We start from the raw sequence: 22,474 nt of genomic DNA on the forward strand, positions 1-22,474 counted from the left end.
CCCGTTCCGTCTCACAGAACGGCCGCCCCGCCCGTCGCGGGGATTTCGGAAATCGACGCGGCCTACCTTCTGCCATTGCCGGTCGTGGCGGACAGCAGCTCGCCCAGCCGGTCGAGTTCGGCCTGGGTCAGGTGCTGGGTCTCGCGATCCAGCGACTCGGTCACGATATAGTCCACGACATTTCCCATGAGCCTCCCCCTTTCATTCCGCCTTAATTGTAGCGCTTCCTCGGCAAAAGCCTAGAAAGGCTATTTGCGGACTTATTTACACTTTCTGGGGAATGGCGAGGGCCGGGGTGGGAAGCCTGGGAGTCTCAAGATCGTCACTCTGCGTGAGATGGCGGTCGTTACGGTCACGAACCGTGTGCTGACAAAGAGTCAACCCGCCATTCGTGATGTTTCTTCGCATCTGTACCTTGAAGTACATGTGCCCCATCGGCATAGTGGACGCACCACAGGCGTGCCAGTCGTGGCGGACATTCTCGGGGTAGTGCCGGTTCGCGACTGCCCGGCGGCGCATCATCCGGTGCGCGGAATTGGACATGATGGATGAGTTCGCCCCCGCCGATCCGTACCAAGCTGCTCAGGATTCTCCTGCTTCCGCTGGTCTCCATGGTCGCCCTGTGGGGGTTCATCGCCTATTCCAGCGTTGAGGAGATCGTCACCGTCTCCCAGGCGCAGGACCGCTGGGAGGGCATCGGTTCGCCGGTGCTGCAGCTGATCGTCGAGTTACAGCGGGAGCGCCAGCTCTCGGCGGAGGCGGTCCGCGGCACCGGCTCGTACGAGCCGCTGGCCGAGCAGCGGCGCGTCACCGACGGCAAGGCCAAGCGCCTGCGCGAGGTGATCAGCGCCCTCGACGTCGGGGCGGCGGAGGGGGACACCCCGGCCCAGGTGCAGGCGCTGCTGCAGGCGCTCGACGGGCTGCAGTCGCTGCGCGACTCCGCCGACGGCGGCGTTCTGGCCCCGCCGCTGACCATCATCGAGGCGTACAACAACCTGATCAGCGTCGCCAACGGGCAGTTCAGCGACCGCGACGCGCTCAGCGACGTCTCGTCCTACCAGGCGGTGCGCGGCATGGCGGCCTACAGCGCCGCGGCCGAGTATCTGGGCCGCGAGCACGCCGTGCTCACCACCACGATCGTGCACCACAAGATGACCCCCAGGGACCGGGCCTCGTTCGTCTCCGCGATGACCAGCCGCCGGCTCGTCTTCGCCAACGCCGAGCGCGACGTGGGCCCCGAACTGCGGGCCAACTACGACCGGCTGGTCGCCAGCGCGTCGTACAAGCGGCTGGTGGACGCGGAGGACCTGCTGTTCGGCTGGGACACCAGCGGCGGCGCGCCGCCCGTGGACCCCACCGTGTGGAAGCGGGACGCCGACGCCATCTTCGGCGCGATCAGCCGCGACACGCAGACGGAGCTGGCCCGCACCGCGCAGGAGGCGCAGTCCCAGAAGTCCGGCGCGTACTGGCGCATCGGCCTGGTCCTGCTGCTGGGCCTGGCCGCGGTGGTGGCGTCGGTGGCGCTGTCGTACCGGTTCGGCCGCTCGCTGATCACCGAGCTCAGCCGGCTGCAGGAGTCGGCCGTGGAGCTGGCCGAGCGGCGGCTGCCCCGGCTGGTCGAGCGGCTGCGCCGCGGCGACGACGTGGACCCGGCCACCGAGGCGCCCGGCCTCGACCGCGCCGACACCGCCGAGGTCGACCGGGTGGTGCACGCCTTCTCCGCCGTACGCCGCACGGCGGTCGAGGCGGCGGTGGGCCAGGCGACCCTGCGCAAGGGCGTCGGCCTGGTCTTCCTCAACCTGGCCCGGCGCAACCAGGCGCTGCTCCACCGCCAGCTCACGCTGCTCGACACCATGGAACGCCGCGTCGAGGAGCCGGAGGTCCTGGAGGACCTGTTCAAGCTCGACCACCTGACCACCCGCATGCGGCGGCACGCCGAGAACCTGATCATCCTGTCCGACTCCGCGCCCGCGCGGCGCTGGCGCGACCCGGTGCCGCTGTTCGACGTCGTACGCGCGGCGGGGCTGGAGGTCGAGGACTACACCCGCGTCACCGTCGTGCCGATGCCGAACGCCCCGTTGCTGGTCGGCCCCGCCGTCACCGACGTGATCCACCTGGTCGCCGAGCTGGTGGAGAACGCCACCGTCTTCTCCCCGCCCGACACGACCGTGCACATCCGCAGCATGACGGCGGCCAACGGCTTCGCGCTGGAGGTGGAGGACCGGGGCCTGGGGCTGAACCACGCCACCCTCGACGAGCTCAACTCCAAGCTGGCCGACCCGCCGGAGTTCGACCTGGCCGACAGCGACCGGCTCGGCCTGTTCGTGGTGTCCAGGCTCGCGGCCCGGCACGGGATCAAGGTCTCGCTGCGCCGCTCGCCGTACGACGGGACCACCGCGATCGTGCTGCTGCCGGCCTCCCTGCTCGTCAACCTCCAGCCCCCGGCCGTCGCGCCCGCCACCGACCGCGTCGCCGCGCACATCGCCAGGCCCATGCGCGCGCTCGGCACCGGGCCCGCCGAGCCCCGTCCCCGCGGGGTCGCCGTCGCCCCCGAGCCCCTGCCGCCCCTCGGGCCGGACGCGCCCGCGCGCGCCCCGGAACGCGGGACCTGGTTCGAGGCCGGGCCGCCCTCGACCCCGATCATCCAGGCCGGCCCCGTGACCGGGCCCGTGAACGGCTCCGCGAACGGGCTCACGGGTTCGCCTCTCGACGGGTCCCCGAACGGGCTCGCGGGCGGACCCGGGGACGGGCTCGCGGCCGGACTCGGGAACGGGCTTGCGGCCGGACTCGGGAACGGGCTTGCGAACGGAGCGGCGAACGGGCCTTCCGGCGGGCTCGTGGACGAGTTCCTGGAGGGGCTCGTGGACGGGCTCGCGGACGGGCCGGACAGCGGGCCCGCCACTGGACCGATCCGGATTCCGACGCCGGTCCCCGGCCCCGCCACCCCGCCCGGCCCGCCCGCCGGCTGGAGCGTCACGGTGCCGGCCGAGGAGGCCGACGATGACCTCGACGGGCTGCCCATGCGGGTGCCGCAGGCCAGCCTGGCTCCCCAGCTCCGCTCCGCCAGACGCGCGGACCGGCGCAGCACCTCGGCGCGCTCGCCGGAGGAGCTCGCACAACTCATGTCGTCCATGCAACGCGGCTGGCAGCAAGGCCGTCGCCAGGCGGAGCAGGGACAAGACGTGTGGAACCGAAAGGACGACCATCCCGATGCCCGACCCGAGAAGTGAACTGAGCTGGCTGCTGGACGACCTCACCCAGCGCGTCCCCGGCATCCGGCACGCCATCGTGCTGTCCGCCGACGGGCTGGCCATGGGCGGCTCCCGGAACCTGACCCGCGAGGACGCCGAGCACCTGTCCGCCATCTCCGCCGGCAGCCACAGCCTCGCCATGGGCGCCGGGCGGCACTTCGGCATGGGCGGCGTACGGCAGACGATCATCGAGATGGAGGACGGCTTCCTGTTCGTCACCGCGGCCGGCCAGGGCGCCCGGCTGGCCGTGCTCGCCACGGGCGACGCCGAGCTGGGCATGGTCACGTACGAGATGGCGCTCATGGTCAAGCGGGTCGGCGAGCACCTCTCCGCGCAGCCGAGGGGAGCGGCACCGGCACCCGCCTGGAACGGCGCAAGACAGTGACCGGGGAGGATCCCGGGCCGCTGCTCCGGCTCTTCGGGCTGACCGGGGGCCGGGCGCGGCCGCAGGGCGAGTCGTTCGACCTGGTGGCCATCGTCACGTCGGTCGCCGGCTCCTACGAGCCCGCGGAGCTGCTCCCGGAGCATCGCGCCGTGCTGTCGCTGTGCCAGAAGCCCACGCCGGTGGCCGATGTCGCGGCGCACCTCCGGCTGCCGCTCAACATCACCCGGGTCATGCTGAGCGATCTGCGGCGAGAGGGCCTTGTCACCATCGAGCGCCCGCGCCCCGCGGCGCAGACGATCGACGAACGCATCTACAGGGAAGTGCTGCATGGACTACGCAGCCTCTGAGCCGGGGACGACCGCGGTCGCCTCGGCCTTGGCCATCAAGATCCTCATCGCGGGCGGGTTCGGCGTCGGCAAGACCACCTTGGTCGGCACGATCAGCGAGATCCGGCCGCTGCACACCGAGGAGCTGCTGAGCGAGCGGGGCATCGGGGTGGACGACACCTCGGGCGTGGAGTCCAAGACCACCACCACGGTCGCGCTCGACTTCGGCCGCATCACCATCCGCGACGGGCTGTGGCTGTACCTGTTCGGCACCCCCGGGCAGGACCGCTTCTGGTTCATGTGGGACGAACTGGCCCTCGGCGCGCTCGGCGCCGTCGTGCTCGCCGACACGCGCCGCCTGGGCGACTGCTTCCCCGCGGTCGACTACTTCGAGCAGCGCGGCGTCCCGTTCGTGGTCGCCGTGAACTGCTTCGACGGGGCCCGCCGCCACGACCCGGCCAAGGTGCGGCGGGCGCTCGCGCTGAACGAGCGCATCCCGATCGTGCTGTGCGACGTCCGCGACCGCGCGTCGGTCAAGGAGGTGCTCACCACATTGGTGAAGTACGCGGTGGAAGGCGGATGAGCCAGGTTCAGGGGGCCGGCGTGAGGGGCGGGACGGCGTTGCGCGCCCGTTCCAGGGCCTGGTCGGGCCACCACTGGCCGGAGGCCGGGGTGACGACGCCGTACACCGGGTCGGCCGGCCCCGAGGTGCCCCGGGCGCACTGACCGTTGGAGAACCCCGGGCTGTTGAGCCAGAGGAACGCGTCGGCCAGCGGCTTCCCGGTGCCGGCGGACGGGCGGGCGCCCGCGCCTCTGCCGGGAGGATTGCACCACTCGTCCGGAACCGGGAAGCGCCCGGCGGGCGGTTGCCACTCGCCGGTCCCGTTCCGGCTCGTGTCGACGACGAAGTGCGGCAGGCCGGGCGCGTCGTCCGGCACGGCGGCCAGGGTCGCGTCGGCGCACGAGGCGCTCCGCGACGCCGCCCTCAGGTAGACGCACCTGGACAGCTTCGCGGCGTACGCGAGCGATCGGGCGGTCGGCCGGTAGCCGACGGCGTTGACGTAGAAGCCGTCGGCGCGCACCGCGCCCGCGTTGACCAGCCGGTCGGCGATCTGCGTGAACGCGGGCCAGCCCGCCAGCCCGCCGTCGAGGTAGACGGCGGTGCGGGCCAGGCCGGTCAGGGTCTCCACGGCGTAGGAAAGATCGGCGTACCGCTGGACGGCGGCGGACTCCCCGCCCTTCGGGCACTCGGGGCTGCCGGGCATGCGCGCCAGGCCGCTGGGCTCCAGGGCGACGACCGCGGGCCGGTTCCCGATGCCCTCGGCCACCGCGTCGATCCATGCCCGGTAGCCCGCGGTGTCGGGGGCGCCGCCGTTCCAGCAGTCGCGTCCCGGGATGTTGTTGGTGACGAACACGGGGACGGTTCGCCCGCGTTCGGCCTGGGCGACCGCCTCGCGAGCGGTGCGGGAGACGTCGGCGGGGGAGCCGCCGGCGAGCCAGATCGCCTGTGGGACCTGCGACAGCGCTCGCATGAGGGCGGCGTCGGCCGTCCTGCCCTGCGCCGACCACGTCCGCGCCTGCCGCGCCGCGTCGGTGTCCGGCTGCACGTAGAACCGCACGCCGTCCGCGCGCAGCGGGTTCTCGCCGGGGAGCTTGCGCCACAGCGTGCCCGCCTCCTTCGCGACGGCGGGGTTCACGGCCGGGTTCAGGGCCGGGGTCACAGCGGGGGGCGTCGTGGGCAGGCCAGGGAGCAGGTACGCGCCCGCCGCCGCCACGGCGAGCGCGGCCACCGCGCCGCCGGCCCACGCCCAGCGCCGGGACGCGCCCCGTCGCCGGCCCCTGTGCGCCGGGGCGCCGCGGCTCCGGTCCGGGGTGGTGCGGCTCCGGTCCGAGGCGGTGCGGCCCTTCTCCGTGGTGGGGCGGACCAGCTCCGTGGCGCGGTGGACCAGCTCCGGGGCGGCGTGGGCCTGCTCGGGGACGGCGTGGGTCCGGGCCGAGGCGGTGGTGGCCGGGCGCGGGCCTTTCGACTCGTACGGGAACCGGCCGCCCGCCCGGCGTCGTGGGAGGGGCCCGACCGGGGCGAAGTCGGGCGAGAGGCGGAGCGTGGCGCCCCCGCCGAGCGCGTCCACGAGCTCGGCGGCCGTCGGACGCGCCGCCGGGTCCTTGCTCAGCGCCCGCTCCACCAGCTGGCCGAGCACGCCGCCCAGCTCCGGGAGCACGGGCTCCTCGTGGACCACGCGGTAGAGCACGTCGTGCCCCGCCCCCGAGCCGAACGGCGGCCGCCCGCTCGCGGCGAAGGCCATGACACCGCCCCAGGCGAAGACGTCGGAGGCCGCCGAGGCCAGCCCGCGCACCTGCTCGGGCGACATGTACGCCGGCGTGCCCATCCTGGTGACGGAGAGGGTCGTGGAGTCGGCGACGAAGGCGAGGCCGAAGTCGATGACCTTCGGGCCGACGGGGGACAGCAGCACGTTCGACGGCTTGAGGTCGCGGTGGACGACGCCGGCCGCGTGGATGGCCCACAGCGCCACCGCCGTGCTCATGGCCAGCCCTTCGAGCTCCGAGCCCGACATCGGGCCCCGCTCCACGACCGCGCGGAACAGCGTCGGCCCCGGCACGTACTCGGTGACGACGTACGCCGTCTCGCCGTCCACGTCGGCCGTGAGCACGGGAGCCGTCGAGAACGGGGCGACCCGCTGCATGGTCGCGACCTCGCGGCGGAAGCGCCGCCGGAACTCCGGGTCGCCGGCCAGGTGCCGGTGGATCACCTTGATCGCCACGAGCCGCCGCGAACGGCTCTTCGCGAGGTAGACGATGCCCATCCCGCCGGAGCCGAGCCGGCGCACGATGCGGTGGCCGCCGATCCGCCGCGGGTCGTCGCCGGTCCGCCCGTCCACCGCCTCGCCGTGTTTGGTGCCGTACGCCATCGCCCGCCCATCCCGACCCAGACAGTCGACAGGAGGTACGGCCGGGGCGGCACCGGGGTTCAGGTGAACGCGAGCAGGACCTTGCTGGAGCGCCGGGCGTCGGCCGCCTCCTCGAAGGCCGCCACCGCCGCGCCGAGCCCGAAGACGGACGTGACAATGGGCGCGAACCGCCCGGCGTCCCGGCTCATGATCGACAACGCGGCCGGCATCTCGTGGTAGAAGCGGCTCGACCCTATCAGGGTCAGCTCGCGGGTGACCGCGAGGTGCAGCGGCGCGGTGACGCCGCCCGGGGGCAGGTGCCCCACGTTGACGAGGGTTCCGCCGGGGCGCAGCGCTTCTATGGCGGAGACGAGCCCGGCCTCGGAGCCGGAGGACTCGATCGCGACGTCGGCGGCGGGGATCGGCTCGCCGAGGTCCGCGCGTACGACGTGGGTCGCGCCCACCTGGAGCGCCAGCCGGAGGGGTTCGCCGAACACGTCGGTCGCCGTGACCGTGGCCGCCCCCGCGCAGGCGGCCAGCGCGGCGGAGAGCAGGCCGATGGGCCCCGCGCCGATCACCAGGACGTCGCGGCCCGCCACGCCGGAGCCCGGCCGGCGCAGGCCGTGCAGCGCCACCGAGGCGGGCTCGGCCAGCGCCGCCGTCCGCAGGTCGAGCCCGTCGGGGATCGGCACGAGGCGGTTCGCGGGCACGACGAGGCGCTCGGCGAACCCGCCGTCCGTGTGCGGCATCCGGGCGGCGCTGCCCAGATAGCGCAGCTCCGCGCAGAGGTTCTGCTCGTCGCGCAGGCAGGGGCCGCAGCGGCCGCACACCTGGGCGGGGTGTACGGCGACGCGCGCGCCCGCAGGCGGCCCCGAGCCGTCGGCGGCCGGCTCGGCGACGACCCCGACCACCTCGTGCCCCAGGACCATGGGGGCGCGCAGGACGGACTCGCCCACCCGTCCGCTCCTGTAGTAGTGCAGGTCGGAGCCGCAGATGCCGCCGTAGACGACCGTGACGACGGCTTCGTGCGGTCGCGGCGCCGGGGTGGTCCGGGTCTCGACCGCCAGGTGCCCGGGGCCGGTGACGACGAGGGCATTGGCCTCCATCAGGACCTCCCGAGAGGAACCGTCGCCTTTAGGCGACGGGGGAATCGGGAACGGGAGGGCTGCCAAGGCCCGAGCGTGCTCTGACTTGTCTGGTCTGTGCATCAGAGGTCTCCGTTCATCGCGTATGAGATGTGCGGCACTGTGATAATGATCGTGTGACTTGCCAGGTGCGCACCTTGCCCGGTACCGCGTACGACTTCGGCTACCCCGTGGTGTGGTGCCCGACGTACCGCCGCCTGGTTCTTGCGGGCGGGTGAAGATGCGCCTGGAGGATCTGGAGCGCGCCAAGGGCGATGGCTGTGCGTAGGTCGTTCAAGTTCCTGCTGCGCCCCACCAGCAAGCAGGCCGCCGCGCTCGCACAGTGCCTGGAAGACCACCGGGAGCTGTACAACGCGGCTCTCGAACACCGCCGTACGGCCTACCGCAAAGCTGGGGTGACGGTGCGCTACGGCGAGCAGGCCGCACACCAGGGTTCCCGCGGTTCAAGGGGCGGGGCTGGTTCGACACGGTTGAATGGCCCAAGGACGGCGACGGCTGCCGGTGGGACTCCCAGCCCCACCACCCGAGCGCGTCCTACGTGCGGTTGCAGGGCGTTGGGCATGTCCGGGTCCACCAGCACCGCCGTGTGTTAGGCACCGTCAAGACGATCAGCATCAAGCGGGAAGGCGCCCGCTGGTTCGTCGTGCTGTCGTGCGATGACGTGCCCGTACAAACCCTTCCCGCCGCGGGCGCGGTCGCGGCTATTGACATGGGCGTCGCCTCGCTGGCCACGACCAGCGACGGCGACCACATCGAAAACCAGCGCCACCTTGCCGCGTCCGCTGACCGTCTGGCGGCGGCCCAGCGGGACCTGGCCGGTAAGAAACGGGGATCCAAGCGGCGCCGTAAGGCCGTCGCACAGGTGGCGGCCCTGCACGCCAAGGTGCGGCGGCAACGCCTCGACTCGGCGCACAAGGCCGCGCTTGCGCTGGTGCGCGGCTACGACGTGATCGTGCACGAAGCGCTGAACGTCGCGGGCATGACCCGGCGTGCCGCGCCGAAACCGGACGGCGAAGGCGGCTACCTGCCCAACGGGGCGGCGGCCAAGTCCGGGCTCAACCGCAGCATCCTGGATGCGGGTTGGGGGGTGTTCCTGACGATCCTCGCGCACAAGGCTGAAAGCGCCGGTCGAGAACTGATCGCGGTGAGCCCCGCCAACACCTCCCGTACGTGCTCGCGCTGCGGGCACTGCGCGAGGGAGAACCGCCTCACCCAAGCCGTCTTCCGATGTACGGCGTGCGGGTTTTCCGCGCACGCCGATGTGAACGCGGCGATCAACATCTTGAGGGCAGGGCTTGCCCTTCGCGACGCTGCGCAAGCGGCTTAGCGAGAAGCCGCTCCCTTCAGGGAGCGGAGGAGTCACTCAGATCACCGCCGTCATGCCGCCGTCGACGTAGATGACCTGGCCGTTGACGAAGTCGGATGCCGGTGAGGCGAGCCAGATCGCGGGGCCGACGACGTCCTCGACGCGGCCCCAGCGCGCGGCGGGCGTGCGCCGCGTGATCCAGCGGCTGAAGTCGGGGTCGGCGACCAGGGACGCGTTCAGGTCGGTGTCGATGTAGCCGGGTGCCAGGCCGTTGACCTGGATACCGGCGGACGCCCATTCGGCGCACATCGCCCGGGTGAGCCCGCCGAGCCCGCTCTTCGCGGCCGCGTAGGGGGCGGTGGTGGCGCGTACCAGGTGGTTCTGGACCGAGCAGACGTTGATGATCTTCCCGCTGCCCCGGGGGAGCATGTGGCGCGCGAAGGCGCGGCCGACGAGGAAGCCGCTGGTGAGGTTGACGTCGACCACGCGTTTCCAGTCGTCGACCGGGAGCTCGGTGAGGGGGCCGCGGATCTGCACGCCGGCGTTGTTGACGAGGATGTCCGGGCAGCCGTACGCGGCGACGACGGCCTCGCAGGCCCGCTCGACCTGCGCCGGGTCGCTGACATCGAACGCTTGGACCTGGACGTCGCCGGGCGGGCGGCCGGGGGCGAGCTCCTCGCGCAGGGCCGCGGCCGCCGCCTCGAGGCGTGCCGTGTCGCGGCCGTTCAGCACGACGCGCGCCCCCGACAGCGCGTAGCCGCGCGCGATGGCCTGCCCGATGCCGCGACCCGAGCCGGTGACCAGGGCGAGCCTGCCTGTCAGGTCGAACGCCGGAACGCCTGGAGCGGTCTGGAGGGGCACGTCATCTCTCCCAAGCTGGTGCGGATCCGAGAACCTCCACGCGGGACGCGCGGACGAGCGCCGCGGCCCGCGCCGCCGCCGGGTCCATGGCCGCGATGGCCTCGACGACCTGCTCGTGCCCCGTGGCCATCATTACGAGAAATACTCATAAATATCAGAACTATGTGTATGAGTATGGGTTTTCTCTGCCTTGGCCGCATAAAAGCGTAACCGCAGGTCTATGGGGCACTTCTGCGTGATTCATAACCCTCCTACGCTGTCCCCCGTTCCACTTACGGCGAGGGGGATCACGTGCTCGGAATCGACACCTGCCTGGCGGAGGTCATGTCCATACCGGGGGCACTGGACGCCATGCTGCTCGACCACACCAGCGGCATGGCGGTGGCCTTCAGCAGCGCCTCGGGCGTGGACGCCGACCGGTCGGCCGCCGCGCTGACCGAGGCGCTGCGGGCCACGACCGACGGCCTCGCCCGCGCCTGCCCGGGTGAGGTCGTCCGCATCGACGACATGCTCGTCACGACGGACAAGGGCCACCATCTGCTCAGGCCGCTGGAGGCGGTCTTCGAGGGGCCGCTGGTCATCTACGTACGCCTTGACCTGGAACGATCCAACCTGGCCCTGGCCCGGCACCGCCTGCGGTCGGTCTCCAGCCAGCTGACGACGTGAGTCATGACCAGGTTCGACGCACTCCTGGGCGGGCTGGCGCGCGAGCGTTCGACGGGCGCGCTCCGGCTCGGGAGGAACGGCACGATCTTCCTCCACGACGGGCGCGTGACGTACATGGAGTGCGCCCAGACCCCGGGCGTCGAGCGCCTGCTCACGGCCAGGGGCCGGATGACGGAGGCGGCGCTGCGCGGGCTCCAGGCGGACGGCGGCTGCGCGCGGCTCCTCGAGGAGGGGGCGCTCACGCCCGGCGAGCTGCAGTTCGCGGTGCTGGGCGCGGTCCTGGACGCGGCCTTCTTCCTGCTGCCGATCAGCGGGACGCGGCCCAAGTTCCGGCCGGGGGAGCGGCACTGGCTGGGCGGGCAGTGGTTCTTCGACGTGGCGGGGCTGGTGCGGGAGTGCGCGCGGCGGCGGGCGCACCTCGCCGACATCTGGCCGTCCGCGGAGGTGGACACGCTGCCGGTACGACCGGTGCCGTGGCTGCCGGGGCACGGGGTCACGCTGACCCGGGTCCAGTGGGAGGTGATCGTCGGCGCCGACCAGAAGGCCACGCCGCTGGAGCTGTCCAAGCAGCTCGGGCGATCGGGCTACGCGGTGCTGCTCGCGGTCAGAAGGCTGGCGGCCGCAGGCCTGCTCACCCCACCCGACCCGTCCCACACCGCCTTACCCACTCCGGGCCGCACCGCTCCACCCGACGCGGGCCGCACCGCTTTGCCTGCTTCGGGCCGAGCCGCTCCGCCCGACGCGGGCCGCACCGCTTTGCCTGCTTCGGGCCGAACCATCCCGCCTGGTCCGGGCCGGGGCGCTGCCGCCGACAAGCGGCCCAGGCATGCCGACCCCGCCGACAAGCGGCCCAGGCATGCCGAGCCCGCAGATGCCGCAGAGGCCGCCGACGGGGGTGAAGCGCCTGGAGCCGGGCTGCCGAAGCGGGCTCGGCACCCCTACGAGCGGCCGCCCCACGATCCCGGGGCGGTGGCCCAGCCGCTCGGCCCGCCCGTGACGGGAGACCCGACCGATCTGGCGCTGCTGATGCGGCTCAAGAAGGCGCTCGAGGAGCTGGCGTGAGGTTCCCCGTACTCAGGAGGAGGCCACCGGTGGAGCTGCGGAAAGAGGTTCTGGAGGAAATGACGCTCCTGCGCGAACGCACGCCGGACGTGAGCGGCAGCGTCGCCTGCACCGTGGACGGCATGCAGATCGCCTGCGACCTCGAAGGAGACCGTGGCGAGCAGACCGCGGCGCTGTCGGCGGCGCTGCTCGCGATGAGCAGGCGGATGCTGACCATGACCGGCCACGGCGCTCTGGAAGAAACGCTCATCTCGGGCACCGCCGGCTTCGTGGCCTTCTACGCCGCCGGCCCCACCATCGTCCTCACAGTCCTGGCCAAGCCCGGCGCGAACGTCGGGCTGCTGCGGCTGGAGGGCAGGAAGACGGCCGCCGGAGTGGCCGCCGTCGCAGCACGTAGGCACTGAACGGTCCCCTGGCAGAAAGGGAGAAGACAATGGCCAGCATGGACGTCTCGCTCAAGGAGATGATGACGATCGACGGCGCCATCGGAGCGGCGATCGTCGATCACGGCAGCGGCATGGCGCTGGGCACCCTCGGCGGCTCCAAGGACCTCGACCTGCAGATCGCCGCCGCCGGCAACACGGAGGTGGTCAAGGCCAAGCTCCGCACGATGGACTCGCTCGGCCTCAAGGACAGCATCGAGGACATCCTCATCACGCTGGGTGGCCAGTACCACATCATCCGGCCGATCACGGGGCGCGGGGGGAAGGGGCTGTTCCTCTACCTGGCGCTCGACCGTGGACGCGCCAACCTGGCCATGTCCCGGCACCAGCTCCGGGGCATCGAGGAGAAACTGGAGGTCTGACCCCGACCCTCGAGGGGTGGCCCGCCCCGCTCAACAGCGGGCCACCCACCCTTCCCACCACACACCACCGCGCCGCACCGCACCGCGCCGCACCGCGCCGCACCGCTACGCCGGGCTGTGCCGCTACGCCGGGCCGCACCGGTACGCCGCACCGTGCCGCTATGCCGGGCCGTGCCATCGCGCGCTCTCCCATTGCGCGGCGTCCCATTGCGTCGTGGCCGGCAGTGGCGGTCAGCCGGTGAGGGGGATGGCGGTCGTGCGGACCACGAGGAGGGCGTGGCGACGGCCGCGAGCCGCAGCCAGGCACCGTATTGAAACGGGTTACAGTTCGTCCTTAGGCTGAGCGCATGATCCTGGACCGCTTCCAGATCGGCGGCGCCGCGGCCGTGGTCACCGGCGCGGGCCGGGGCATCGGCGCGGCCACCGCCGTCGCCCTCGCCCAGGCCGGCGCCGACGTCGCGATCTGCGCCCGTACCGAAGACCAGCTCCGCGCCATCGCCGAGCAGGTAGAACAGGCCGGGAGGCGGGTCCTCGTCGTCCCCGCCGACCTGACGCTCCCGGGCGCCGCCGAGGACCTGGCGGAGCGGGCCGCGGCCGCGTTCGGCCGCCTGGACGTGGTCGTCAACAACGTGGGCGGCGCGATGCCCCGCGCCTTCCTCGACACGAAACGGAAGCATCTCGAGAACGCGTTCCAGTTCAACGTCGGCGTGGCGCACGAGCTGACCAGGGCCGCCGTCCCGCACCTGCTGAAGGCGGGCGGCGGCGCGGTCGTGAACGTCTCCTCCGCAGTGGGCCGCGTGGCGGGCCGCGGCTACCTGGCCTACGGCACCGCCAAGGCGGCCCTGGCGCACTACACCCGGCTGGCCGCGCTCGACCTGGCCCCCGCCGTTCGGGTCAACGCGGTCGCCGTCGGCGCGGTCGCTACCTCCGCGCTCGACATCGTCATGAACGACGAGGGCCTGCGCGCCCAGATGGAGCAGGCCACGCCGCTGCGGCGGATCGGCGAGCCGGAGGACGTGGCGGCCGCCGTGCTCTACCTGGTCTCCCCGGCCGCCCGGTACGTGACGGGCAAGGTGCTCGAAGTGGACGGCGGGATCGACCGGCCCAACCTCGACCTCGGGCTGCCCGACCTGTCATGACTTGGTGAGGAGGGTGTGTGCGCGGCCGGGCGACGATCGCGACGGTCACGTGGGTGCCCTCCGCCGGCGGGCCCTGCGGATCCGGTCCCGCGACGGTTACATGGGTGCCCTCCGCCGGCGGGTCCTGCGGATCGGCCTCGCCACGGTCATGTTCGTGCCCTCCGCCGACGGGCATGCGGTGGGCTCTCGCAGACGGGCGTGCGGTGGACTTCCGGCGTCGAGGGCGGCCTGGTCCTCGCGGCCCGGAGCCGGGGTGGTGGCTTGCGGCTGGGGACTGCCACGCGCCCGTCGCGCTGGCGGGGGTCGGTGGCTGCCCTCCGCCCGTTGTACCGGCGGGGTCGGGGGTTGCCTTCCGTCCGTCGTGCCGGTCGTGCTGGCGGGGTCGGTGGCTGCCTTCCACCCGTTGTACCGGCGGGGTCGGGGGTTGCCTTCCGTCCGTCGTGCCGGTCGTGCCGGTGGGGTCGGTGGCTGCCTCCTGTCCGTCGCGCCGGCGAGGCGGGGGCTGCCCTCCGCCCGTCGTGCGGGCGGGGCCGGGGGATGGTTGTGTGGGTGGAGGTGTGGCGTTGAAGTTGACGAGGGCTAGGCGGCTGTGTCATCCTGAGGCGGGAGCGAGGTTGACAACAACATTAAATGTTGCCCTCCATGTCCCTTCTGGTTTATGCTGCCCTTCCGCGCTGCCTTTCGACGCCTCATGTCCCGGTGACTGCCGGGCGTCTCGGCATGCGCGCATTCAGTCCGCCGTCAGCTCCCGGAAGGACATCTGTTGGCAGCCTCGCGCAACGCCTCCGCCGTACCCGCTGGTCCCCGTCGCGTGTCATTCGCGCGCATCCAGGAGCCCCTCGAAGTTCCCGACCTTCTCGCTCTGCAGACCGAGTCGTTCGACTGGTTGCTCGGAAACGAGAGGTGGAAGGCCCGGGTAGAGGCGGCTCGCCAGGCCGGGCGCAGGGACGTCCCGACTCAGTCGGGCCTCGAAGAGATCTTCGAAGAGATCAGTCCGATCGAGGACTTCTCGGGGACCATGTCCTTGTCGTTCCGCGACCACCGATTCGAGCCGCCGAAGTACTCAGTAGATGAGTGCAAAGACAAGGACATGACCTTCTCCGCCCCGATGTTCGTGACGGCGGAGTTCATGAACAACGCCACCGGTGAGATCAAGAGCCAGACGGTGTTCATGGGCGATTTCCCGCTCATGACGCCGAAGGGCACGTTCATCATCAACGGCACCGAGCGGGTCGTGGTCTCGCAGCTGGTCCGTTCGCCCGGTGTCTACTTCGAACGCAATGTCGATAAGACGTCCGACAAGGATCTGTTCGGCTGCAGGGTCATCCCGTCGCGGGGTGCCTGGCTGGAGTTCGAGATCGACAAGCGCGACAGCGTCGGTGTGCGCATCGACCGCAAGCGCAAGCAGGCCGTCACGGTGCTGCTCAAGGCGCTGGGCTGGACCAGCGAGCGCATTCTCGAGAGGTTCGGCCAGTACGAGTCGATGCGGGCCACCCTGGAGAAGGACCACACGGCCGGCCAGGATGACGCGCTGCTGGACATCTACCGCAAGCTGCGGCCGGGCGAGCCGCCGACCAAGGAGTCGGCGCAGACCCTGCTGCAGAACCTCTATTTCAACCCCAAGCGGTACGACCTGGCCAAGGTCGGTCGTTACAAGGTCAACAAGAAGCTCGGCTCGGACACCGACATCAACGTCACCGTCCTGACCGAGGACGACATCGTGGCGATGGTCGAATACCTCGTGCGGCTGCACGCCGGTGAGGAGCAGGCGGACCGGCCGCTGGAGACCGACGACATCGACCACTTCGGCAACCGGCGGATCCGCAACGTCGGCGAGCTCATCCAGAACCAGGTCCGCCTGGGCCTGGCCCGCATGGAGCGCGTCGTGCGCGAGCGCATGACCACGCAGGACGTCGAGGCGATCACGCCGCAGACCCTGATCAACATCCGCCCGGTCGTGGCGTCCATGAAGGAGTTCTTCGGCACCTCGCAGCTGTCGCAGTTCATGGACCAGACCAACCCCCTGTCCGGCCTGACGCACAAGCGGCGGCTGAACGCCCTCGGCCCCGGCGGTCTGTCCCGCGAGCGGGCCGGCTTCGAGGTCCGTGACGTGCACCCGTCCCACTACGGCCGGATGTGCCCGATCGAGACCCCTGAAGGCCCCAACATCGGCCTCATCGGCTACCTCGCCTGTTTCGGCCGGCTCAACGCCTTCGGCTTCATCGAGACGCCTTACCGCAAGGTCGTCGACGGCAAGGTGACCGAGCAGATCGACTACCTCACCGCCGACGAGGAGGACCGCTACGTCAAGGCGCAGGCCAACACGGTGCTCAACGCGGACGGGTCGTTCGCCGAGTCGCGCGTCCTGGTCCGCACCAAGGGCGGCGAGACCGAGCTCATGCGGGCCGAGGAGGTCGACTACATCGACGTGTCGCCGCGCCAGATGGTGTCGGTGGCCACGGCCATGATCCCCTTCCTCGAGCACGACGACGCCAACCGCGCGCTCATGGGCGCGAACATGATGCGCCAGTCGGTGCCGCTGCTCAGGAGCGAGGCGCCGCTGGTCGGCACCGGCATGGAATACCGTGCCGCGACCGACGCCGCCGACGTCGTCAGCGCCGGGAAGGCGGGCGTGGTCGAGGAGGTCTCCGCCGACCACATCACGATCTCCAACGACGACGGCACGAGCACGACACATCGGCTGGCCACCTTCGACCGCTCCAACCAGGGCACGAGCTTCAACCAGAAGCCCATCGTCGCCGAGGGCGACCGGGTCGAGGTCAACCAGGTCATCGCCGACGGCCCCTGCACCGACAAGGGCGAGATGGCGCTGGGCAAGAACCTCCTGGTGGCGTTCATGCCGTGGGAGGGCCACAACTACGAAGACGCGATCATCATCTCGCAACGGCTGGTGCAGGACGACGTGCTGTCCTCGATCCACATCGAGGAGCACGAGGTCGACGCCCGCGACACCAAGCTGGGCCCCGAGGAGATCACCCGGGACATCCCGAACGTCTCCGAGGAGGTCCTGGCCGACCTCGACGAGCGCGGCATCATCCGCATCGGCGCCGACGTGACGAATGGCGACATCCTCGTCGGCAAGGTCACGCCCAAGGGCGAGACCGAGCTGACGCCGGAGGAGCGGCTGCTGCGCGCGATCTTCGGTGAGAAGGCCCGCGAAGTGCGTGACACCTCGCTGAAGGTGCCGCACGGCGAGCAGGGCAAGGTCATCGGCGTACGCGTGTTCTCCCGCGAGGAGGGCGACGAGCTGCCGCCGGGCGTCAACGAGCTGGTCCGCGTCTACGTGGCCCAGAAGCGTAAGATCACCGACGGCGACAAGCTGGCCGGCCGGCACGGCAACAAGGGCGTCATCTCCAAGATCCTGCCCGTGGAGGACATGCCGTTCCTGGAGGATGGCACGCCGGTCGACATCATCCTCAACCCGCTGGGCGTGCCCGGCCGGATGAACGTCGGCCAGGTGCTGGAGACCCATCTGGGGTGGATCGCCGCCCGCGGCTGGGACATCTCCGGCATCGAGGAGGCCTGGGCCGAGCGGCTGCGCGACAAGGGCTTCGAGAAGGTGGCCCCGCGCACCAACATGGCCACGCCGGTCTTCGACGGCGCCCACGAGGAGGAGATCGTCGGCCTGCTCGACAGCACGGTCCCCAACCGCGACGGCGATCGGCTGGTCCAGCGCAGCGGCAAGGCGCAGTTGTTCGACGGCCGCAGTGGCGAGCCGTTCCCCTACCCCATCGCGGTCGGCTACATCTACATCCTCAAGCTGCTGCACCTGGTCGACGACAAGATCCACGCGCGTTCGACGGGCCCGTACTCGATGATCACCCAGCAGCCGCTGGGTGGTAAGGCGCAGTTCGGCGGCCAGCGCTTCGGTGAGATGGAGGTGTGGGCCCTGGAGGCGTACGGCGCCGCCTTCGCCCTGCAGGAGCAGCTGACCATCAAGTCCGACGACGTCATCGGCCGGGTGAAGGTCTACGAGGCCATCGTCAAGGGCGAGAACATTCCCGAGCCGGGCATTCCGGAGTCCTTCAAGGTCCTCATCAAGGAGATGCAGTCGCTGTGCCTCAACGTCGAGGTGCTCTCCAGCGACGGCAGGTCCATCGAGATGCGCGACACCGACGAGGACGTCTTCCGCGCGGCGGAAGAGCTCGGCATCGACCTGTCCCGGCGTGAGCCGAGCAGCGTCGAGGAGATCTGAGCCCGACGGCGGTCCGTCTGGCGCGCCCTCCAGGGGGAGGCGCCGGACGGCTCAGGCCCGGACGGCTCAGGCCCGGACGGCTCAGGCCCGGACGGCTCAGGCCCGGACGGCTCAGGCCCGGACGGCTCAGGCGGCGGGCCGCTCAGGCGGTGGGCGGCGCGGGGAGTGCCTGTTCGGCCCAGATGCACTTGCCGTCGGCGGTGAAGCGGGTCCCCCAGCGTTGCGAGACGGCCGCGACGAGCTGGAGGCCGCGCCCGCCCTCGTCGGTCTCGCTGGCGCGGCGGATCCTCGGGGTGGTCTGGCTGCCGTCGGCGACCTCGCAGATGAGCGTACGGCTGCGCAGCAACCGCAGCCGGAGCGGGCCCTTGGCATGCCGGATGACGTTGCCGACCAGCTCGCTGGCCACGAGTTCGGTGGTCATGACGAGGTCGTCCAGGTGCCAGCGGGCGAGCTGGTCGCGTACGTGCTCGCGGGCCTCGCCGGCCGCGATCGGGTTGTCGGGAAGGGCCCAGGAGGCGACGTCCTCGGCCGGGAGCCGGTGGGTGCGGGCGATGAGCAGGGCGGCGTCGTCGGGAATCTGCTCGCCGGTCGGCAGCATGGCCTCGATGACGGACTCGCAGAGCCGGTCGAGGTCGCCGGCCGAGAGTCCGCGGCGCAGGCCGGTCAGCAGCCGGGTGAGCTCGGCCAGGCCGCTGTCGATGTCGCGGGCGGAGGACTCGATCAGCCCGTCGGTGTAGAACACGAGCAGGCTGTCCTCCGGCACGCGCAGCTCGTGCGTGCTGAGGGGCGGTGCGGCGGCGCCGAGGGGCGGATCGGGCGTCACGTCGAGGACGTGGACCGTGCCGTCGGGGTGGACCATGGCGGGCGGCGGATGCCCGGCGCTGACCAGGGCGCACTCGCCGCTCGTCGGGTCGTACACCGCGTACAGGCAGGTGACGTAGAAGTCGTCGCCGAGGTCGCAGACGAGGTCGTTGAGGTGGGCGAGCAGCTCTGCCGGCGGCAGTTCGAGGTCGGCCAGGGTGCGTACGGCGGTGCGCAGCCGCCCCATGGTGACGGCCTCGGTCAGGCCGTGGCCCATGACGTCGCCGATGACGAGGGCGACCCGGTCCGCGGACAGCGGGATGATGTCGTACCAGTCGCCGCCGACCGCCACGGTGCCGCCGGGCAGATAGCGGGCCGCGGCGGTGAGGCCGGGCAGGGACGGCAGGACGCGGGGGAGCAGGTGGCGCTGCAGCTCCTGGGCGCGGGTGTGCTCCAGGTCGTACATGCGGGCCCGGGCCAGGGCCTGGGCGATCAGCCCGCTGAGCGCGGTGAGCAGGGTGCGCTCCTCGCTGGTGAACTGGTGTGGCCGGTCGAAGGAGATCACGCAGTAGCCCATCGGCTGGTCGGGCACGCGCAGCGGGAGGATGGCCCAGCTGTCCATGCGCGAACCGGCCGTGCGGTCGGCGTCCGGCGGCTGCTCGGCCGTCGACGTGATGAAGATCGGCACGTGGGATCGGAGCACGTCGGCGTAGGCGGAGGGGACGAGGGCCGCCCGGTTCTGGAACTCGCCGAGGAGGTCGGTGGGGGCGCCGATCGACTCGACCAGGTGGAGGTGATCGCCCTCCCGGGTCAGTACGGCCAGCCCCGCGGCCCCGAACGGCGGCAGCACCTGCTCGGCGATGACCTGCATGACGTCGCGGAGCGTCACCGCGTCGCCGAGGGTGCGGGTCAGCTCCTGGATCCGCGCGGCCCGTTCGGCGGAGGCCTGTTCGGCGGCCTCGCGCTGCTCGTCCTGGATCCGCTTGTCGGTGACGTCGGCGAGGTAGAGCGTCAGCCCGTCGGGGACCGGCACCAGGCGTACGTGGTACCACCGGCCGTCGGTCGGCCAGCGCATGTCGAAGCTGGAGGGCACGCGTTCGGCGGCGGCCTGGCGGCACATCGCCCGCAGCTCCGGCGCGCGGGCCGAGGTCAGATCCCACAGCACCCGGCCGTTCAGGTCGCCGGAGCCGAGGAGACGCTCGGCGACGAGGTTGACGAACATGATCCGCCCGTCGCGGTCCACGGCGAGGAAGGCGTCGCTCATGTCGCGCAGCGCGCGGCCGGCCGACTCGCGGGCCACGCGGCTCTCGGTGGTGTCCCAGACCGTGCCGACCATGCGGACCGGCTCGCCCTGCTCGTCCAGCACCAGACGGCCCCGGGCGTGCATCCAGCCCGTGGTCCCGTCCGGGCGGCAGGCGCGGTACTCGACCTCGTAGATGGCCCGGGTGCGGATGGCCTCCTCGGTCGCGGCCATCACCCTGGGCAGGTCCTTGGGGTGGACGATGTTGGACCAGGTGTCGATGTGGTGCGGCCCGGTCGCGGGGTCGATGCCCAGCATGATCAGCGCCGGCTCGTCCCAGAAGAGCTCGCCGGTGCGGATGTTCCAGTCCCAGGACCCGATCTTGACGGCCTTCAGCGCCTTGCGCAGGCCGGAGTCGGCCGCGCGTTCCGGCCACCACGAGCCCTTCGTACCCGAGTCGGAGCCGGTCCTGGCCAGCCGCCTGGCCAGCCAGACGGCCAGCGACCGCAGGAACTCCCGCTGGTCACCGGTCGGCTCGACGGCTCCGTCGCAGAGCACGGACAGCACGCCGAACGGCGGGCCCGGGCCGCACAGCGGGACGACGGCCACCGTCGCGGGCCCTGCCCCGTCCAGGTCGGAGCGCGTGACGGGGCGGCAGGCGGGCGTCCCGTCACGCAGGACGCGCACGATCACGTCGCGGGTCCCGCTCCACGCCTCCTGCACCGCCGGGGGCAGCCCGGACGCGGCCACCAGCCGCGGCTCCCGGCTGCCGACCGGCCCCGCCCAGTGGATCATCCCGCCGAGCGCGTGCAGGTCGGCGACCGCCTGGTCCAGGGCGTACTCCAGCACCTCGATGTCGCTCAGACCGGCGCACACCGAGGTGAGCACGCGAAGGCGTTCGTCCCCCGAAGCCGCGACGGAGGAACTGTTCACCGCCATCCTCTCGCCCCCCAGCAGTCACGAGAGAAGTAGGCCACCAGCCCGATGCCGGACGCTTCTTTCACAGGGTAACGAAACGGCCGCCAAGGGCAGGCAAAGCGGGTCAGCGGGCCGCCGCGCCGGCGGCGGAGTACGCCTGCTGGAGGGCGGACAGGAACAGGTCGGCCGGCTGGGCGCCCGACACGCCCCAGGTGTTGTTGAGCACGAAGAACGGCACGCCATTCGAGCCGAGCCGCTGCGCCTCGCGGATGTCCGCGGCCACCTCGTCGGCGTACGCGTCACCGCCGACGACCCGCCGGACCTCCTCCTCGGGGAGCCCGACCTCGGTGCCCAGACGTACCAGGGTGTCGGGGTCGTCGACCGCCTCGCCCTCGACCAGGTACGCGCGCATCAGTCGCTCGTGCATCGGGCCGTCCAGGCCGTGTTCGGCGGCGAGCTGGCCGAGCCGGTGCGCGTCCAGGGTGTTCGCCGCCACCGCCCGGTCGAAGTCGTAGGCCAGGCCCTCGGCGGCGGCCAGCTCGGTGATCTGGCCGGTCATCTGCCGTACCTGGGCCGCCGACCCGCCCATCTTCTTGGCCAGCATGTCGTACACCGGCTCGCGGACGCCCTTGGGGTGCGACGGGTCGAGCTGGAAGCTGTGCCAGCGCACCTGGACCTGGTCGGCGTGCTCGAACCGGCCGATGGCCGTCTCCAGGCGCCGCTTGCCGATGTAGCACCACGGGCAGACGACGTCGGACCACACGTCGATCCGTACCAGCGCGCTCACAGGTAGCACACCCCGTCCGTGCACACCGGCGCGGTGTCCGTGCCGACGGGGATCAGCGTGGGGAGCCCGGCCGGCCGGGGGTCGGGCTGGTCGGCGCCGTCGATCGGCGCCGGCGTCTCGAAGGGGGACACAGACATGGTCACTTCCTAATAGTTACTTCTTGTGTGCAACCTAAGGATAGGTAACCGAAGAGGTCACTAGTAAGAAGGTACATTCATGTCAGTTACGCACATGCGTGTGCCCTGGGAAGGAGGCGCTCCGGTGTCAGGACCGTACCTGAACGTTCCGGTGCCCGTGCCCGCCGACGCTGACTGCCCCATCCGCGAGGTCCTCGACATCGTGGCCGACAAGTGGAGCGTGCTGATCGTCGTGCTGCTCGGGCAGCGGATCCACCGCTTCAGCGAGCTGCACCGCTCGATCGAGGGCATCAGCCAGCGCATGCTCACTCTGACCCTGCGCACCCTCGTGCGCGACGGCCTCGTGGCCCGGACCGCGTACGCGACGGTCCCGCCGCGCGTCGAGTACGAGCTGACCGAGCTCGGCCGCACCCTGCTCGAACCGCTGACCGCGCTCGACGCCTGGGCCCGCGAGCACCGCGACGACATCGTGGCCGCCCGCCGGCACCATGACGCCCCGGAGTCGGAGGCCGCCCGGCGGTGA

At 71.7% G+C, this 22,474-nt stretch carries 20 protein-coding genes and 1 pseudogene; 13 read left to right on the top strand and 8 right to left on the bottom strand.

The features are described from left to right. Positions 1-62: 62 nt before the first annotated feature. Positions 63-188, bottom strand: a complete 126-nt coding sequence (locus H4W80_RS63135) for a hypothetical protein (protein WP_264086031.1) — start codon at positions 186-188, stop codon at positions 63-65. 360 nt (positions 189-548) lie between these two features. On the opposite strand from H4W80_RS63135, the gene H4W80_RS50550 reads away from it, so the two are divergent. From H4W80_RS50550 to H4W80_RS50565, 4 genes are read left to right on the top strand one after another with little or no spacing between them, the layout of a single operon-like run. Further along, positions 549-3,230, top strand: coding sequence for a sensor histidine kinase (locus H4W80_RS50550; RefSeq protein WP_192791589.1), 2,682 nt, complete (start codon positions 549-551; stop codon positions 3,228-3,230). Next, positions 3,211-3,636 (top strand): roadblock/LC7 domain-containing protein, encoded by a 426-nt coding sequence (locus tag H4W80_RS50555; RefSeq protein WP_185072493.1) that lies wholly within the window; start codon positions 3,211-3,213, stop codon positions 3,634-3,636. Before H4W80_RS50550 ends, H4W80_RS50555 begins: the two co-directional genes overlap by 20 nt. Beyond that, positions 3,633-3,983: a DUF742 domain-containing protein gene (locus H4W80_RS50560; RefSeq protein WP_318787441.1), complete on the top strand. Its 351-nt coding sequence runs from the start codon at positions 3,633-3,635 to the stop codon at positions 3,981-3,983. Before H4W80_RS50555 ends, H4W80_RS50560 begins: the two co-directional genes overlap by 4 nt. Further along, positions 3,964-4,545 (top strand): GTP-binding protein, encoded by a 582-nt coding sequence (locus H4W80_RS50565; protein WP_192791590.1) that lies wholly within the window; start codon positions 3,964-3,966, stop codon positions 4,543-4,545. The genes H4W80_RS50560 and H4W80_RS50565 overlap by 20 nt, the downstream gene beginning before the upstream one ends. A gap of 7 nt (positions 4,546-4,552) precedes the next feature. Here H4W80_RS50565 and H4W80_RS50570 read toward each other — a convergent pair whose 3' ends face one another. Together H4W80_RS50570 and H4W80_RS50575 are read right to left on the bottom strand one after the other, a co-directional pair. Beyond that, complete coding sequence (locus tag H4W80_RS50570) at positions 4,553-6,889, bottom strand: glycoside hydrolase family 6 protein (protein ID WP_192791591.1); 2,337 nt, start codon at positions 6,887-6,889, stop codon at positions 4,553-4,555. A 59-nt stretch (positions 6,890-6,948) separates the two neighbouring features. Continuing rightward, positions 6,949-7,974 carry an alcohol dehydrogenase catalytic domain-containing protein gene (locus tag H4W80_RS50575; protein WP_192791592.1) on the bottom strand — a complete coding sequence of 342 codons (1,026 nt, stop codon included), beginning with the start codon at positions 7,972-7,974 and terminating at the stop codon, positions 6,949-6,951. Between the two features lie 293 nt (positions 7,975-8,267). Here H4W80_RS50575 and H4W80_RS64110 point away from each other — a divergent pair. Together H4W80_RS64110 and H4W80_RS50580 are read left to right on the top strand one after the other, a co-directional pair. Beyond that, a pseudogene (locus H4W80_RS64110) lies at positions 8,268-8,342 on the top strand (helix-turn-helix domain-containing protein); the annotation flags it as partial. Next, on the top strand, positions 8,336-9,340 hold the full coding sequence (locus H4W80_RS50580; protein ID WP_318787442.1) for an RNA-guided endonuclease InsQ/TnpB family protein: 1,005 nt from the start codon (positions 8,336-8,338) through the stop codon (positions 9,338-9,340). The pseudogene H4W80_RS64110 and the gene H4W80_RS50580, both read left to right, overlap by 7 nt. A gap of 36 nt (positions 9,341-9,376) precedes the next feature. Here H4W80_RS50580 and H4W80_RS50585 read toward each other — a convergent pair whose 3' ends face one another. Continuing rightward, entirely contained in the window at positions 9,377-10,180 is an 804-nt protein-coding gene (locus H4W80_RS50585) for an SDR family oxidoreductase (RefSeq protein ID WP_192791593.1), read from the bottom strand. Position 10,181: 1 nt separating this feature from the next. Then, positions 10,182-10,313, bottom strand: coding sequence for a hypothetical protein (locus H4W80_RS63140; protein WP_264086032.1), 132 nt, complete (start codon positions 10,311-10,313; stop codon positions 10,182-10,184). 158 nt (positions 10,314-10,471) lie between these two features. Between H4W80_RS63140 and H4W80_RS50590 the strand changes: the two genes are divergently transcribed. From H4W80_RS50590 to rpoB, 6 genes are all read left to right on the top strand, one after another. Then, entirely contained in the window at positions 10,472-10,846 is a 375-nt protein-coding gene (locus H4W80_RS50590; protein WP_192791594.1) for a roadblock/LC7 domain-containing protein, read from the top strand. 3 nt (positions 10,847-10,849) lie between these two features. Next, positions 10,850-11,908, top strand: a complete 1,059-nt coding sequence (locus H4W80_RS50595; protein WP_192791595.1) for a hypothetical protein — start codon at positions 10,850-10,852, stop codon at positions 11,906-11,908. Between the two features lie 29 nt (positions 11,909-11,937). After that, entirely contained in the window at positions 11,938-12,312 is a 375-nt protein-coding gene (locus tag H4W80_RS50600; protein ID WP_192791596.1) for a roadblock/LC7 domain-containing protein, read from the top strand. 29 nt (positions 12,313-12,341) lie between these two features. Further along, positions 12,342-12,713 (top strand): hypothetical protein, encoded by a 372-nt coding sequence (locus tag H4W80_RS50605; protein ID WP_192791597.1) that lies wholly within the window; start codon positions 12,342-12,344, stop codon positions 12,711-12,713. 347 nt (positions 12,714-13,060) lie between these two features. Continuing rightward, positions 13,061-13,852, top strand: a complete 792-nt coding sequence (locus H4W80_RS50610; RefSeq protein WP_192791598.1) for an SDR family oxidoreductase — start codon at positions 13,061-13,063, stop codon at positions 13,850-13,852. 763 nt (positions 13,853-14,615) lie between these two features. Then, the gene (gene rpoB / locus H4W80_RS50615) at positions 14,616-18,068 is read left to right on the top strand and encodes a DNA-directed RNA polymerase subunit beta (protein ID WP_192791599.1); all 3,453 of its coding nucleotides are present in this window, start codon (positions 14,616-14,618) and stop codon (positions 18,066-18,068) included. A 142-nt stretch (positions 18,069-18,210) separates the two neighbouring features. Here the strand turns inward: rpoB and H4W80_RS50620 are convergent, their stop codons facing one another. From H4W80_RS50620 to H4W80_RS50630, 3 genes are all read right to left on the bottom strand, one after another. Continuing rightward, positions 18,211-21,042: a SpoIIE family protein phosphatase gene (locus H4W80_RS50620; protein ID WP_318787443.1), complete on the bottom strand. Its 2,832-nt coding sequence runs from the start codon at positions 21,040-21,042 to the stop codon at positions 18,211-18,213. 109 nt (positions 21,043-21,151) lie between these two features. Continuing rightward, complete coding sequence (locus H4W80_RS50625) at positions 21,152-21,814, bottom strand: DsbA family oxidoreductase (protein WP_318787444.1); 663 nt, start codon at positions 21,812-21,814, stop codon at positions 21,152-21,154. After that, complete coding sequence (locus H4W80_RS50630; RefSeq protein WP_192791600.1) at positions 21,811-21,951, bottom strand: hypothetical protein; 141 nt, start codon at positions 21,949-21,951, stop codon at positions 21,811-21,813. The genes H4W80_RS50625 and H4W80_RS50630 overlap by 4 nt, the downstream gene beginning before the upstream one ends. Positions 21,952-22,075: 124 nt before the next feature. Here H4W80_RS50630 and H4W80_RS50635 point away from each other — a divergent pair, with 124 nt between their 5' ends. Then, positions 22,076-22,474, top strand: a complete 399-nt coding sequence (locus H4W80_RS50635) for a winged helix-turn-helix transcriptional regulator (protein ID WP_318787445.1) — start codon at positions 22,076-22,078, stop codon at positions 22,472-22,474.

This window comes from Nonomuraea angiospora (assembly GCF_014873145.1).
Lineage (GTDB): Bacteria > Actinomycetota > Actinomycetes > Streptosporangiales > Streptosporangiaceae > Nonomuraea > Nonomuraea angiospora.

What these genes read in the sequence shown, in the direction of transcription:
- H4W80_RS50605 (WP_192791597.1), top strand. Translation starts at nt 12,342, where the DNA reads ATGGCCAGCATGGACGTCTCGCTCAAGGAGATGATGACGATCGACGGC.
- H4W80_RS50595 (WP_192791595.1), top strand. Translation starts at nt 10,850, where the DNA reads ATGACCAGGTTCGACGCACTCCTGGGCGGGCTGGCGCGCGAGCGTTCG.
- H4W80_RS50575 (WP_192791592.1), bottom strand. Translation starts at nt 7,974, where the DNA reads ATGGAGGCCAATGCCCTCGTCGTCACCGGCCCCGGGCACCTGGCGGTC.
- H4W80_RS50555 (WP_185072493.1), top strand. Translation starts at nt 3,211, where the DNA reads ATGCCCGACCCGAGAAGTGAACTGAGCTGGCTGCTGGACGACCTCACC.
- H4W80_RS50565 (WP_192791590.1), top strand. Translation starts at nt 3,964, where the DNA reads ATGGACTACGCAGCCTCTGAGCCGGGGACGACCGCGGTCGCCTCGGCC.
- H4W80_RS50630 (WP_192791600.1), bottom strand. Translation starts at nt 21,951, where the DNA reads ATGTCTGTGTCCCCCTTCGAGACGCCGGCGCCGATCGACGGCGCCGAC.
- H4W80_RS63135 (WP_264086031.1), bottom strand. Translation starts at nt 188, where the DNA reads ATGGGAAATGTCGTGGACTATATCGTGACCGAGTCGCTGGATCGCGAG.
- H4W80_RS50550 (WP_192791589.1), top strand. Translation starts at nt 549, where the DNA reads ATGAGTTCGCCCCCGCCGATCCGTACCAAGCTGCTCAGGATTCTCCTG.
- H4W80_RS50610 (WP_192791598.1), top strand. Translation starts at nt 13,061, where the DNA reads ATGATCCTGGACCGCTTCCAGATCGGCGGCGCCGCGGCCGTGGTCACC.
- H4W80_RS63140 (WP_264086032.1), bottom strand. Translation starts at nt 10,313, where the DNA reads ATGATGGCCACGGGGCACGAGCAGGTCGTCGAGGCCATCGCGGCCATG.
- H4W80_RS50570 (WP_192791591.1), bottom strand. Translation starts at nt 6,889, where the DNA reads ATGGCGTACGGCACCAAACACGGCGAGGCGGTGGACGGGCGGACCGGC.